At 72.9% G+C, this 16,017-nt stretch carries 1 protein-coding gene and 2 pseudogenes; all 3 read right to left on the minus strand.

Annotated elements, in window-relative coordinates:
- Positions 1-142: 142 nt before the first annotated feature.
- Positions 143-1,231: pseudogene (locus D6270_RS14805) on the minus strand (type I polyketide synthase); the annotation flags it as partial.
- Positions 1,120-10,899 carry a type I polyketide synthase gene (locus D6270_RS14810; protein ID WP_151414680.1) on the minus strand — a complete coding sequence of 3,260 codons (9,780 nt, stop codon included), beginning with the start codon at positions 10,897-10,899 and terminating at the stop codon, positions 1,120-1,122. The gene D6270_RS14810 and the pseudogene D6270_RS14805, both read right to left, overlap by 112 nt.
- 153 nt (positions 10,900-11,052) lie before the next feature.
- Positions 11,053-16,017 (minus strand): annotated as a pseudogene (locus tag D6270_RS14815) (type I polyketide synthase); the annotation flags it as partial.

Below are 16,017 nucleotides of genomic sequence, written 5' to 3' on the forward strand. Positions count from 1 at the left end.
GCTGTTCCTCACGGGCGTCCGCGAGCTCGAAGAGCACGTCCATGAGCCCCGCGTCCTTGAGGCGGCTCAGGGGGATGCCCTGGAGGATCCGGCGGATCCTCTCCTCGCCCTCGGCTCCCCCGGTGGCGTCCGCGGCAGGGCGCAGCTCTCCGGCGAGGAACTCCGCCAGCATGCTGGAGTTCGGGTAGTCGAAGATCAGCGTGGCCGGGGGACGCAGCCCGGTGGCCTCGGCGAGGCCGTTGCGGAACTCGACGGCGGCCAGCGAGTCGAAGCCGAGGTCCTTGAACGCGCGGTCGGGCTCGACGGACGCTGGGCCCGCGTAGCCGAGGATGGCGGCGGCGTGCGCCCGTACGAGGTCGAGCACCTGCTTCCCGCGGGCCTCGTCCGGCAGAGCGGCCAGCCGGTCGCGGAACGACGCGGCGCCGGAGGCGGCGTCGGCAGACCGGCGGGTACGGGACCTGCCCCGCGCCAGCCCCTGGAGCAGCGGGGGCAGCTCCGCCGCGCTCGGAGCGCCGGCCCCGGCGAGGTCGAGTCGCATCGCGACGAGCGCGGCCGCCTCGATGGTCTGCGCGGTGTCGAAGAGGTACGTGCCTTCCGCGACGGACAGGGCATCGATACCGGTGCGGTTCATCCGGCGTACGTGGGTCGGGTCCAGCTCGTCCGCCATTCCCCCGTCGGCCCAGGGGCCCCAGGCGAGCGACCGTGAGGGCAGCCCCTCGGCACGGCGTCTCATGGCGAGGGCGTCCAGGAAGGCGTTGGCCGCCGCGTAGTTGGCCTGACCCGGGTTGCCGAATACACCGGCGGCCGACGAGAAGAGGATGAAGTCGGTGAGGTCCAGGTCGCGGGTCAGTTCATGCAGGTTAAGAGCCGCATCCACCTTCGGCCGGAACACCTTCTCCACCCGCTCCGGCGTCAAGGACTCCACCACACCGTCATCCAGCACACCCGCCAGATGCACCACACCCACCAAGGGACGATCCACCGGAACCGCCCCCACCACCTCCGCCAGCGCAGCCCGGTCCGCCGCATCACACGCCGCGACCACCACCTCCGCACCCAACGCCGACAGCTCCGCCACCAACTCCCGAGCCCCCAGCGCCTCCACACCCCGACGACTCGTCAACACCAGCCGACGCACACCCCGTTCAGCCACCAGATGACGGGCGAACACAGCACCCAAAGTGCCCGTACCACCGACCAGCAACACCGTCCCCGCCGGATCGAACCCGGCCCCGCCGGCGGCCTGCTCACCGGTCTGTTCACCGGCCGTAGCCCGTACCAGACGCGGCACCCACACCCGCCCCCACGCACCGCCACCTGCGACTCACCCACCGCAACCGCACCAACCACATCAGCCGACTCACCATCGACCAACACCACACGCCCCGGATGCTCCGACTGCACCGACCGCACCAAACCCCAGACAGCCGCACCCACCACATCCACACCACCGGACTCACCCGGCACCAACACCGCACCCCGCGTCCGCACCACCAGACGCACCCCAGCAAACTCCTCACCACCCCCCAACCACGCCTGCACCACACCCAGCACACCCGACACCACACCCCGCACCACACCCGCATCCAGACCCGCACCCGGATCCCTCACACAATCCAGAACCACCACACCACCAGCCGGCACCTCACCAACCACCAGCCCATCCCGCCACGCCACCAACCCAGCCGAAACCACAGCCCCGCTCAGAGCCGCAACCGACTCCACCGGCGACCACTCCACCGCGAACAACGCACCCAACGCACCCGACTCCGCCGCAGCCCGCCCGACATCCGCCAACGGCCGCAACACCAACGACTCAACCCACGCAACCGGCACACCCACCGCATCCGCCAACACCACCGACACCACACCATCGCCACGCGCCGACACCCGCACACGAACACTCGACGCACCCGACGCCACCACCGACACACCCGACCAAGCGAACGGCAACACCGCCCCCTCACCGACCACACCGCTCAACGCCACCCCATGCAACGCCGCATCGAACAACGCCGGATGCAGGGCGAACGCGCCGGGCTCCGTCCCCTCGGGCAGGCCGACCTCCGCGTACACATCGCCGTCGGATCGCCAGGCCGCGCGCAGCCCTCGGAACGCCGGGCCGTACTCCAGTCCCGCATCCGCCATGCCGTCGTAGAACCCCGCGAGGTCCAGCTCCTCCGCTCCGGCGGGCGGCCAGGCGCCCTCACCCAGGGACGCCCGGCCGGTGTCCGGCACCGCGTCCACGAGCACACCGGTGGCGTGCCGGGTCCACGGCTGGTCGCCGTCCTCACCGCGTGCGTGGACGGTGAGGGTGCGGGTGCCGCTTCCATCGGATTCGCCGACCACCACCTGGAGGGCGACGCCCCCGCTGTCGGGCAGCACCAAGGGTGCTTCCAGGGTGAGTTCCTCGATCGCCGTGGCGCCGACCTCTTCGGCGGCGCGCAGGGCGAGTTCCACAAAGCCTGTGCCGGGGAAGAGGACCGCGTCACCGACCTTGTGGTCCGCGAGCCATGGCTGCGTCGTGGGCGCGAGGCGGCCCGTCAGCACCACGCCGTCCGAGTCGGGCGAGCTCACGACCGCGCTCAGCAGCGGGTGGCCGGCGGACTCCAGACCGATCGACTCCGGGTCGCTGCCGTCCTGGTCACCGACGATCCAGTAGCGCTGGTGCTGGAAGGCGTAGGTGGGCAGGTCGACCCGCCGGGCGCCGGTGCCGGTGTAGTACGCCGCCCAGTCGACCCGTACGCCACTGACGTGCAGCCGGGCGAGAGCCGACACCGCCGTCGTAACCTCCGCACGCCCCTTTCGCACCAACGGCACCACCACCGCCGCATCCGAGGTCACCGACTGCTGCGCCATCCCACTCAGCACACCATCCGGGCCGATCTCCACGTACGAGGCAACACCCTGACCCTCCAGGTACGTCACACAGTCCGCGAACCGCACCGCCTCGCGGACGTGCCCTACCCAGTACGCCGCCGTCGCCACGTCCGACGACACCTCACCCGTGACACCCGACACCAACGGCAACGACGGCTCCGCGTACGTCAACGCCTCCGCCACCGCAGCGAACTCCGCCAACATCGGCTCCATCAAAGGCGAATGGAACGCGTGCGACACCCGCAGACGCGACGACTTCCGCCCCAGCGCCGTAAACGCGTCCGCAACCTTCACGACAGCGTCCTCAGCACCCGAAACCACCACGGAGCGCGGCCCGTTCACCGCAGCGATACTTACCGAGTCCGACAGCAGCGGCATGACCTCGGCTTCCGTCGCCTCCACCGCCACCATCGCTCCACCCTCCGGCAACGCCTCCATCAACCGGCCCCGTGCAACGATGATTTGGGCCGCATCCGCAAGCGAGAGCACCCCTGCCACGTGCGCGGCAGCGATCTCGCCCACCGAATGCCCCGCCAAGAAGTCCGGCCGCACACCCCAGGACTCCGCCAGCCGGAACAGCGCCACCTCCACCGCGAACAACGCCGGCTGCGCCACCCCCGTACGATTCAACGCATCCTCGTCCGCACCCCAGATGACCTCCCGCAACGAACGACCCAAGTACACGTCCACCTCGGCCACCACCACGTCAAGCGCCTCCGCGAAGACGGGGAAGGCCTCGTACAACTCACGACCCATCCCCAACCGCTGCGCACCCTGACCCGTGAACAGGAATGCCGTCCGGCCCGACGTCCGCGACGCACCACGCACCGCGCCCGCCGACACCGCACCGTCCACCAGCGCCCGCAGGCCCGCCACCAGCTCCGTACGGTCCCCCGCCGTCACCACCGCACGATGCTCCAGCACCGCACGCGACACCACCGACGAGAACCCCACATCCACCAGCGAGACGTCCGCGCCGTCCTTCTCCACCAGCGCCAACAACCGCTCGGCCTGTGCCGACAGCCCGACATCGCTGCGCGCAGACAACACCACCGGCACCACCACCGGCGGCACCGCAGCCTCCACCGGCACATCAACCTCCGGCGCCTGCTCCACAATCACGTGCGCGTTCGTCCCACTCAGACCGAACGACGACACACCCACCCGACGCGGACGCCCACGCTCCGGCCACGCACGCGCCTCCGTCAGCAGCTCAACCGCACCCGCCTCCCAGTCCACCTCAGGCGTCGGCTCATCCACATGCAGCGTCCTCGGCATCACACCGTGCCGGATCGCCTCCACCGCCTTGATCACACCGCCCACACCCGCGGCAGCCTGGGCGTGGCCGAGGTTCGACTTCAGCGATCCCAGCCAGACCGGGTCCCCATCGGGGCGTTGTTGACCGTAGGTCGCGAGCAGTGCCTGCGCCTCGATCGGGTCGCCCAGACGGGTTCCCGTGCCGTGCGCCTCCACCATGTCGACGTCCGTGCCGGCCAGTCCCGCGTTCGCCAACGCGGCGCGGATGACGCGCTGTTGTGAGGGGCCGTTGGGCGCGGTCAGGCCGTTGCTCGCACCGTCCTGGTTGACCGCGCTGCCCCGGACGATCGCGAGGACCGGGTGGCCGTTCTTCCGGGCGTCCGACAGACGCTCCACCAGCAGGACACCGACGCCCTCGGACCAGGCAGCGCCGTCCGCGGCACCCGCGAACGACTTGCACCGGCCGTCGCGTGCGAGCCCGCGCTGCCGGCTGAACTCGACGAAGACCTCCGGCTCCGACATGACGGCGACGCCACCGGCCAGCGCCAGCGAGCACTCGCCCGACCGCAGGGCCTGCGCCGCGAGGTGCAGCGAGACGAGGGAGGACGAGCACGCCGTGTCCACCGTCATCGACGGGCCCTCAAGGCCGAGCACGTACGAGATGCGGCCCGAGGCGATGCCGCCGGTGCTCGCGTTGTGCGCGTAGTCGTGGTACATCATCCCGGCGAAGACACCGGTCCTGCTCTCCTTGAGGGAGAGCGGGTCGATGCCGGCCCGTTCGAACGCCTCCCAGGACGTCTCCAGCAGCAGGCGCTGCTGCGGGTCCATGATGAGCGCCTCATTGGGGCTGATGCCGAAGAAGTTCGGGTCGAATCCTGCGGCGTCGTCCAGGAAGCCGCCCCGGGCGACGTAGCTGGTGTCGGGGCGCGTGCCCTCCGGGTCGTAGATCTTCCGCAGGTCCCAGCCACGGTCGGCGGGGAAGTCCCCGATGACGTCGGCTCCGTCGGCGACGGCACGCCACAGGGCCTCCGGGGAGTCGATGCCGCCGGGGAAGCGGCAGGCCATGGCCACGATGGCGATCGGCTCGTCCGCGCCGTCGGACGGGGGGCGGGCGACCACCGGTGCGGTGGTCGGTTCGTCCGGTCCCGCCACCTCGCCCAAGAGGTAGCGGGCGAGGCTCACGGGGCTGGGGTAGTCGAAGACGACCGTGGCGGGCAGCCGGAGCCCGGTGGCCTCGGCGAGGCCGTTGCGGAACTCCACGGCCCGCAGCGAGTCGAAGCCGAGGTCCTTGAAGGCGCGTTCCGGCTCGATGGCCGACGCGGAGCTGAACCCGAGGGTGCCTGCGGCCTGCTCCAGGACGAGGTGGAGCAGAAACGCTTCCCGCTCGGGCTTCGTGAGGCGCGCCAACCGGTCCTGGAGCGCACCCGCCTCGGCGGCGGCGTTGGCCTTACGGCGGGTGACGACGGGGACGAGCGTACGGAACAGCTCGCGTGAGCGGTCCCCCTGGGCTCGCAGCGCGGCCAGGTCGAGTTGGACGGGCAGCACCTGCGGGTACGGGGTGCGGCGGGCGGCGTCGAAGAGTGCCGTGCCCACCTCGGAGGTGATGGGGAAGACGCCGCCCTGCGACACGATGCGCGTGCGTTCGGCGCCGGTGAGCTTGCCGGTCATGCCGCTGGCCTCGTCCCAGAAACCCCAGGCGAGCGACTGGGCGGGGAGACCCTCGGCACGGCGCCTTACGGCGAGGGCGTCCAGGAAGGCGTTGGCCGCCGCGTAGTTGGCCTGACCCGGGTTGCCGAATACACCGGCGACGGAGGAGAAGAGGATGAAGTCGGTGAGGTGCAGATCGCGGGTCAGTTCATGCAGGTTAAGAGCCGCATCCACCTTCGGCCGGAACACCTTCTCCACCCGCTCCGGCGTCAAGGACTCCACCACACCGTCATCCAGCACACCCGCCAGATGCACCACACCCACCAAGGGACGATCGACCGGAACCGCCCCCACCACCTCCGCCAGCGCAGCCCGGTCCGCCGCATCACACGCCGCGACCACCACCTCCGCACCCAACGCCGACAGCTCAGCCACCAACTCCCGAGCCCCCGGCGCCTCCACACCCCGACGACTCGTCAACACCAGCCGACGCACACCCCGTTCAGCCACCAGATGACGGGCGAACACAGCACCCAAAGTGCCCGTACCACCGACCAGCAACACCGTCCCCGCCGGATCGAAGCGGCCATCACCGGCCTGCGCAACCGCGGCTGCGGAGTCGGCCCCGCCACCCTGAGCCGACTCGACCGTGCTCGCCGGATCGAACCCGGCCCCGCCGACGGCCTGCTCACCGGCCTGTTCACCGGCCGTAGCCCGTACCAGACGCGGCACCCACACCCGCCCCCCACGCACCGCCACCTGCGACTCACCCACCGCAACCGCACCAACCACATCAGCCGACTCACCATCGACCAACACCACACGCCCCGGATGCTCCGACTGCACCGACCGCACCAAACCCCAGACAGCCGCACCCACCACATCCACACCACCGGACTCACCCGGCACCAACACCGCACCCCGCGTCCGCACCACCAGACGCACCCCAGCAAACTCCTCACCACCCCCCAACCACGCCTGCACCACACCCAGCACACCCGACACCACACCCCGCACCACACCCGCATCCAGACCCGCACCCGGATCCCTCACACAATCCAGAACCACCACACCACCAGCCGGCACCTCACCAACCACCAGCCCATCCCGCCACGCCACCAACCCAGCCGAAACCACAGCCCCGCTCAGAGCCGCAACCGACTCCACCGGCGACCACTCCACCGCGAACAACGCACCCAACGCACCCGACTCCGCCGCAGCCCGCCCGACATCCGCCAACGGCCGCAACACCAACGACTCAACCCACGCAACCGGCACACCCACCGCATCCGCCAACACCACCGACACCACACCATCGCCACGCGCCGACACCCGCACACGAACACTCGACGCACCCGACGCCACCACCGACACACCCGACCAAGCGAACGGCAACACCGCCCCCTCACCGACCACACCGCTCAACGCCACCCCATGCAACGCCGCATCGAACAACGCGGGGTGGAGCTGGAAGCCGGTCGCGTCCGTGCCGGGGGGCAGGGTGACGTCGGCGTAGACCTCGTTGCCCTGGCGCCAGGCGGCGGTGAGGCCGCGGAAGGCGGGGCCGTAGGCGAGGCCGGCCGTGGCGGTGGCGTCGTAGAAGCCGTCCAGGTCCACAGGGAGCGCACCGGGCGGCGGCCACCGCGTGGCATCGAAGGGGCCGCCCGGCAGGGTGCCGGCCGCCGGGGTGCCGGGGCGCAGGACGCCGGTGGCGTGCCGGGTCCACGGCTGGTCGGCGTCCTCACCGCGTGCGTGGACGGTGAAGGTACGGGTGCCGCCGTCCTGTGCGGCGCCGACGGTGACGCGGACCACCACGCCGCCCCGCTCGGGGATGATCAGCGGTGCTTCCAGGGCCAGTTCGTCGATGTGGTGGCAGCCCACCTGGTCACCCGCGCGGACGGCGAGTTCGACGTGGCCGGTGCCGGGGAAGTAGACCGTGTCGCCGACGCGGTGGTCCCCCAGCCAGGGGTGGGTGGCCAGGGAGAGGCGGCCGGTCAGGGTGAGGGTGTCGGCGTCGGGCGACGAGACGACCGCGCCGAGCAGCGGGTGGTCGGCGGGCTCCAGGCCCGCCGCCAGGACGTCGCCGGTGCCGGTGGGGGCGCTCACCCAGTAGCGCTCGCGCTGGAAGGCGTACGTCGGCAGCTCCACCCGGGGGTGCGGCGCGGCGGCGAGGAAGTGCTGCCAGTCGACGGGCGCGCCGTGCACGTACGCCTCGGCGAGCGAGGTAACGAAGCGGTCCATGCCGCCCTGGCGGCGACGCAGCGAGCCCACGGCGGCGGCGGTCGCCCCCGCGTCGGCCACCGTCTCGCCGAGGCCGACGACGAGGCCGGGGTGCGGGCTGGCCTCGATGAACAGGGTGAAGCCGTCGTCGAGAAGGGCGCGGGTGGTCTCCTCGAAGCGCACCGTCTGGCGGAGGTTCCGGTACCAGTAGTCGGCGTCGAGTCGCGAGGAGTCCAAGGGTCCGCCGGTGACGGTGGAGTAGAAGGTGATGCCGGATCGGCGGGGGGTGATGGGGCCGAGTTCGGCGAGAAGGCGGTCGCGGATCTCCTCCACGAACAGGGAGTGCGAGGCGTAGTCCACCGGTATCCGGCGGACCTGGACGCCCTCCGCCTCCAGGTGCGTGTACAGCTCGTCGAGTGCGGCGACCTCACCGCAGACCACCGTCGACGTGGGGCTGTTGACGACGGCGAGCTGGAGCCTGCCCTCCCAGCGCAGCAGCAGCTCCGAGGCCTCGGCCGACGGCAGCGCGACGGACATCATGCCGCCGCGTCCCGCCAGGTCGTGACGGATGACGCGGCTGCGGAGGGCGACGACGCGGGCGCCGTCCTCCAGGGAGAGGGCCCCGGCGACGCACGCGGCCGCGATCTCGCCCTGGGAGTGGCCGACGACAGCCGCGGGCTCCACGCCGAAGGAGCCCCACAGCGCGGCGAGCGACACCATGACCGCCCAGAGCACGGGCTGGACGACGTCCACCTCGTCCAGCGAGGGCGCGCCGGGTGCCTGGTGCAGGACGTCCAGGAGATCCCACTCGACGTACGGGGCCAGCGCGTCGGCGCACTCCCGCATCCGGGCGGCGAACACCGGTGACACGTCGAGGAGTTCGACGGCCATACCGACCCACTGCGAGCCCTGGCCGGGGAAGACGAACGCGATCTGGGCCGGGCCGCCCGCCGTGCCGCGTACCACGTGCGGTGCCTTCGTGCCGTCGGCGACCGCGTCCAGTCCCGCGAGCAGCGTGCCGAGGTCACCCCCCGTACGGCCGGCGTCGGTGCCGCTCCCGTGGGCGGTACCGCTCCTGTCAGCGGTGCTGCTCCCGTCGGCGGTCGTCTCGGCGCCTGCGGTGGTCTCGCCGCCCGTGAGGACGACGGCCCGGTGTTCGAGGGCGGTACGGGTGGTGATCAGCGCGTGCGCCACGGCGTCCAGACCCGGAGCGGCGCCCTCGCCCGGGGCAGCGTCCTCGCCCGGGCCGGTCTGCCCGGCCCCGGTGTCGCGCAGGAAGGTGGCGAGGCGGGCCGCCTGTCCGCGCAGGCCCGCGGCGCCGCGCCCGGACACCACGAACGGGGTGATCGGGGAAGGCCCACCGGGCTTCCGCACGACCGGGACGGTGAGGGAGGACGTGGCGCCGGAGGACGCTGCGGCGGAGGACGGGGTGTCAGCGGCCGCGGCCCGGGAGGCCGCACCGCCCCGCGTCTCACCGCCCTCGGCGGGCGGCTCCTCGGCAACCGGTTCCTCGGCAGGCGTCTCCTGAAGGATCACGTGGACGTTGGTCCCGCTGAGGCCGAAGGCCGAGACCGCCGCCGTACGGGGGTGGTCGCGCAGTGGCCAAGGCTCCGCCTCGGTGAGGAGGGCGACGTTGCCCGCCGACCAGTCCACGTGGCTGGAGGGCCGCCCCGCGTGCAGGGTCTTCGGCAGTCGGCCGTGGCGCAGCGCCATCACCATCTTGATGACGCCGCCGACACCGGCGGCCGCCTGCGCATGGCCGATGTTCGACTTGAACGAACCGAGGCGCAGCGGACCCTCGGCGGGGTGGTCCTGGCCGTACGTGGCCAGGAGCGCCTGCGCCTCGATCGGGTCGCCGAGGGTGGTGCCGGTGCCGTGCGCCTCGACGACGTCGACATGGCTGCCGGGGACGCGCGCGTTGGCGAGGGCCTGCCGGATGACGCGCTGCTGGGACGGGCCGCTGGGCGCGGTGAGACCGTTGCTCGCGCCGTCCGAGTTGATGGCCGAACCACGGATGACGGCCAGCACCGGGTGCCCGTTGCGCCGGGCGTCGGACAGCCGCTCCAGCAGGAGGACGCCGGCGCCCTCGGACCAGCCGGTGCCGTCGGCGTCGTCGGAGAAGGCCTTGCACCGGCCGTCGGGGGCCAGCCCGCGCTGCTTGCTGAACGCCACGAACGGCGCGGGGGTGGACATCACCATGACGCCACCGGCGAGGGCGAGGGAGCACTCGTCCTGGCGCAGGGCCTGGACGGCGAGGTGCAGGGCGACGAGCGAGGAGGAACAGGCGGTGTCGACGGTGAACGAGGGCCCCTCGAAGCCGAAGGTGTACGAGACGCGGCCGGAGATCACGGAGGAGGCGCGGGAGGTCGCCATGAACGCCTCGACGGCCTCGGGGACGCCTTCGGGGAAGTCGCCGTAATCCTGGATGCCGGACCCCATGTAGACGCCGACCTGGCCGCCGCGCAGGGACTCGGGGGAGATCCCGGCCCGCTCGAACGCCTCCCAGGCGACCTCCAGGGTGAGGCGCTGCTGCGGGTCGGTCGCCTCCGCCTCCAGGGGGCTCAGCCCGAAGAAGCCGGGGTCGAAGTCGCCCGCGCCGTGCAGGAATCCGCCCTGGTGGACATAGCTGCTGCCCGGACCCTCGTCACCCGCCATGAGCTGGTCGAGGTCCCAGCCGCGATCCTCCGGCATGCCGGAGACGGCGTCGCGGCCCTCGGCGACGAGCTGCCACAGCTCCTCGGGCGTGGTCACCTCCCCGGGGTAGCGGCAGCCCATGGCCACGATGGCGATGGGCTCCTGCGCCTGGGCCTCGACGTCGGTCAGGCGGCGCCGGGTCTGGCGCAGCTCGGCAACGACCTTCTTCAGGTAGTCGAGGATCTTCTCGTCGTTCGCCATGTCGGGTCTCACCGAGTCCTTCGGGTCAGCTGCCGGGGTGTCGCCCGGACCAGGGGGCGCCCGGGCCGGGGGTGTCGCCCGGTTGGGGCCAGGCGGAGTTCGTTGTCGATGAAGGCGTTCAGGCCAGGCCGAGTTCGTCGTCGGCGAAGGCTCTCAGGCCAGGCCGAGTTCGTTGTCGATGAAGGCGAGGACGTCGTCGGCGGATGCGATGTCGAGGGCATCGCGCCCGTCGTCCTGTACTCCGCCGCTCTGGAGCGCCGTCAGCTTGTCCAGCAGGGTCTGGAGGCGGGAGGTGAGGTGGCTTCCGCGCACCTCCTCGACGCCGAGGGAGGTGACCAGCTCCTCGAACCGGTCGAGTTCCACGAGCAGGGGGGCCTTCGCGCCGTCGCCGTCCGGGTAGAGCACGGTGTGCAGATGAGCGGCGACCGCGGCAGGGGTCGCGTGGTCGAAGACGAGCGTCGCCGGCAGCGGCGCCCCGGTCGCCACCGTGAGCACCTTGCGGAGTTCGACGGCGGACACCGAGTCGAACCCCAGCTCCTCGAAGGCGCGTTGGGGGTCGAGTTCGGCCGGGCTGTCGTAGCCGAGGAGGCCGGCGACCCGGTTGCGGACGAGGTCGAGGAGCGCCCGGTCGCGTTCGGCGGTGCTCAGCTCCGCCAGCCTCGCCAGCAGTTCCGCTCCGGCGGACGCCTCGTCGTCCGGGCCCGCGGCGAGCAGGTCACGTACCTCGGGCAGGGCGTCCAGCAGCGGCCGGGGGCGGGCGAGGGTGTACGTGGGGGCGAACCGCGCCCAGTCGAAGTCGGCGACGACGAGGTGGCCGTCCTCGTGCTCCAGGGCCTGGCGCAAGGCGCCGATGGCGAGCGCGGGACGCATGGCGGGCGCGCCGATGCGGTCCATCACGGCGCTGAGTTCGGCGTCGACCATGCCGCCCTGCCAGGAGCTCCAGGCGATGGACGTGGCGGTACGGCCCCGGGCGCGCCGCCGGTGCGCGAGGGCGTCCAGGTGGGCGTTGGCCGCCGCGTAGGCGCCCTGGCCCGCGCTGCCCCAGACGGCGGCTCCGGACGAGAACAGGACGAACGCCTCCAGCGGCAGGTCGGCGGTCAGTTCGTCGAGGAGCTCGGCGCCCGCGGCCTTGGCGTGGACGACACCGGCGAACTCCTCCGCACCGAGCTCGGCGAGGGGCGCGATGCGTTGCATGGCTCCCGCCGCGTGCACGACGGTGGTGAGCGGCAGGTCAGCCGGTACGCCATCGAGGACGGCGCGCAGCGCGGACCGGTCGGTGATGTCGCAGGCGGCAAGGGTGACGCGGGTTCCGGCGGCCTCCAGTTCGGCGGCCAGGGCGGCGGCGCCGGGTGCCGCCGCACCGCTGCGGCTGAGCAGGAGGAGGTGGTCGGCGCCGTCGGCGGCGAGCATCCGCGCCACATGGGCGCCGAGGCCGCCGGTGCCGCCGGTGACCAGGGCGGTGCCCCGGGGTTCCCAGACGCGGCGCGGTGCCCGGTCGCCGAGGGGGGCCCGGACCAGGCGGCGGACGAGGACACCGGAGGGCCGGACGGCGACCGCGTCCTCGCCGGGCGGCGCCGTCAGCACGGCGCACAGCCGGTCGACGGCGGTCGCGTCGGGCTCGGCGGGCAGGTCGGCGATGCCGCCCCAGGTGTCGGGGTGGTCGAGGGCGAGGCCGCCGGCGAGGCCCCAGAGGGGGGCCTGCGCCAGGGCGACCGGTTCCGACGTCTCGCCGGTGGAGACGGCGCCGCTGGTCACGCACCACAGGCGGGCGGCGATCTCCGCGTCCCCGAGGGCCTGGACGAGGGCGACGGTGGCCGTCATGCCCCGGGACAGCGGGGGCAGGGCGGGGTCGGGGTCCTCGTCGAGGGCGAGCAGGGAGAGGACCCCGGCCGTGTCGGGTGCGGCACCGAGGCGGTCACGGTGGGCGGCCAGCAGGGTGGTGAGCCGCGCCCGGTCCTGTCCGGGAGCCACCTCCAGGACCTCGACGACCGCTCCGCGTGCGGTGAGCGCGGCGAGGACCGCGGGGACGGGGCCCGTGTCGGCCAGGCCCTCGGGGATCACGGCGAGCCAGGGGCCGGTGCGGGCGGGGGGTCCGGCGGGTGCGCTGGCTGCTGTGTGAGCGACGGGTGCTGCGGGCGCGGACGGCTGCCAGACGATGCGGTAGCGCCAGGAGTCCAGCGTGGTGCGCTCCTGGTGCTGCCGGCGCCAGCGGGCCATGGCCGGGAGGACCGCGCCGAGGGCGGTCTCCTCCACGGCGAGCGTGTCCGCGAGCCGGGAGACCTGCTGCTGGTCGACGGCGTCCCAGAAGGCGGTGCCCGCCGGGTCGGCGAGGGCGTCACCGGCCGTCGCGGGCCTGACGCTGTCCGTCCAGTAAGCGCGGCGCTGGAACGCGTAGGTGGGCAGCGCCACCCGGCGGGCACCCCGTCCGGCGAAGAACGCGGGCCAGTCGACGGCGGTTCCCCGGGCGAAGGCCAGGCCGACGGCGGCGACGAGGGTGCGTTCCTCGTCCCGTGCGCGGCGCTGCGTGGGGGCGACCACCGTGTCGGCCGTCTCCTCCAGGCAGGCGGCGGCCATCGGGGCCAGCGCGGCGTCGGGGCCGATCTCGACGAAGGCGCGGGCGCCCTGCCCGTACAGCGTCCGCACGCTGTCACGGAACCTGACCGGCTCCCTGACCTGGCGCACCCAGTACGCAGGGGTGGTGAGGTCGGCCGCTTCGACGAGGCGGCCGGTCACGGTCGACAGGAGGGGGAGCCGGGGTTCCTGGTACGCGATGGTGCGGGCGACGGCGTCGAAGTCGTCCAGCATGGGGTCCATGAGGGGTGAGTGGAAGGCGTGGGAGACCCGCAGCGCGCTCGTCTTGCGCCCCAGCTCCCCGAAGCGCCCCACCACCCCATCCACCGCGTCCCCGGCACCCGAGACCACCACCGCCGAAGGACCGTTCACCGCCGCGACCGACACACCCGGCACCAACCACGGCACGACCTCCTCCTCCGAGGCCTGCACCGCCACCATCACCCCACCCTCAGGCAACGCCTCCATCAACCCACCACGCGCCACCACCAGTCGCGCCGCATCCGCAAGCGAGAACACCCCCGCCACATACGCCGCAGCGATCTCCCCCACCGAATGCCCCGCCAGAAAGTCCGGCCGCACACCCCACGACTCCACCAACCGGAACAGCGCCACCTCCACCGCGAACAACGCCGGCTGCGCCACCCCCGTACGATTCAACGCCCCCTCATCCACACCCCACACCAAATCCCGCAACGAACGACCCAAGTACACGTCCACCTCAGCGAGTACGGTGTCGAACGCCTCCGCAAACACCGGGAACGCCCCGTACAACTCACGGCCCATCCCCAACCGCTGCGCACCCTGACCCGAGAACAGGAACGCCGTCGCACCGGGCGGCTCGGCGCACGACCGTGACGGGATCGCGGTGTCGTCGCCGTCGGCGAGGGCGGTGAGCCCGCGCAAGAGTTCGTCGCGGTCGGCGGCGAGCAGGACGGCGCGGTGGTCGAGGGCGGCGCGCGTGGTGGCGAGGGAGTGGCCGAGGTCGCGGATGTCGTCGGGGGTCGTGGCGTTCCCGGCGGTCTCGGCCTCGGTGACATGGGCCAGCAGCCGGGCCGCCTGGGACCGCAGGGCGTCCGGGGTCTTCGCCGACAGCGGCAGCGGGGTGAGGCGCGAGGCCGTGGGCGACGTCTCGGCCTCCACCCCGGCCTGCGTCGCCGGGACGGAGGCGGCTGCCTCCGATGCCTGGCCGGAAGCCGAGGTCTCCGGGGCCGGGGGCGCCTCCTCGATGATCACGTGCGCGTTGGTGCCGCTGAGGCCGAAGGCGGAGACGGCGGCGCGGCGCGGGCGGTCCCCGGGGGGCCAGGCGACCGGCTCGGTCAGCAGGGAGATGTGGCCCGTGGACCAGTCCACGGCGGGCGTCGGCTCGTCCACGTGCAGCGTCTGCGGGAGGACGTCGTGGCGCAGCGCCTGCACCATCTTGATGACGCCACCGACCCCGGCCGCCGCCTGCGCGTGCCCGATGTTGGACTTGATGGACCCCAGGTAGAGCGGCCGGTCGGCGGGCCGGTCCTGGCCGTACGTGGCGAGCAGCGCCTGCGCCTCGATGGGGTCGCCGAGGGTGGTGCCGGTGCCGTGCGCCTCCACGGCGTCGACCTGGTCGGCGGTGAGCTGGGCGGCGGCCAGTGCCTGCCGGATGAGCCGCTGCTGGGCGGGGCCGTTGGGCGCGGTGAGCCCGTTGCTCGCGCCGTCCGAGTTGACGGCGCTGCCCCGGATCACGGCGAGCACCGGGTGGCCGTTGCGCCGGGCGTCCGCGAGCCGTTCGACGACCAGCATCCCGGCGCCCTCCCCCCAGCCGGTGCCGTCGGCGGCGGCGGCGAAGGACTTGCAGCGGCCGTCGGGGGCCAGTCCGCGCTCCTGGCTGAAGCCGACGAAGGACGTGGGGGTGGCCATGACCGTCACGCCGCCGGCCAGGGCGAGCGTGCACTCGCCCGCGCGCAGGGCCTTGACCGCCCAGTCGAGGGCGACGAGCGACGACGAGCAGGCGGTGTCGACGGTGATGGCCGGGCCCTGGAGCCCCAGGGTGTAGGCGACCCGGCCGGAGGCGACGCTGCCGAGTCCGCCGGTGCCGCCGTCGGCCGCGTAGTCGTGGTAGACGACCCCGGCGAAGACCCCGGTGAGGCTGCCCTTGAGGGAGAGCGGGTCGATGCCCGCGTACTCCAGTGCCTCCCAGGAGGTTTCCAGCAGGAGCCGCTGCTGCGGGTCGGTCTCGCGCGCCTCCTTCGGGCTGATCCGGAAGAAGTCGGCGTCGAACTGGTCCGCCTCGTGCAGGAAGCCGCCTTCGCGGGCGTACGTCCTGCCGGGGGTCGCGGGCTCCGGGTCGTAGAGCCCGACCGTGTCCCAGCCCCGGTTCTCGGGGAAGCCGCTGATGCCGTCGCCGCCGCGCGCCACGAGGTCCCACAGCCCGGCGGGGGAGGTGATCCCGCCGGGGTAGCGGCAGCTCATGCCGGTGATCGCGATCGGCTCGTGCTCGCGGGCCTCGGCCTCCCGCAGGCGCCGCTTGACCTGGCGCAGGTCCGCCGTGGCGCGCTGGAGGTATTCGCGGAG

The sequence above is a fragment of the Streptomyces griseus subsp. griseus genome (assembly GCF_003610995.1).
Taxonomy (GTDB): Bacteria; Actinomycetota; Actinomycetes; order Streptomycetales; family Streptomycetaceae; genus Streptomyces.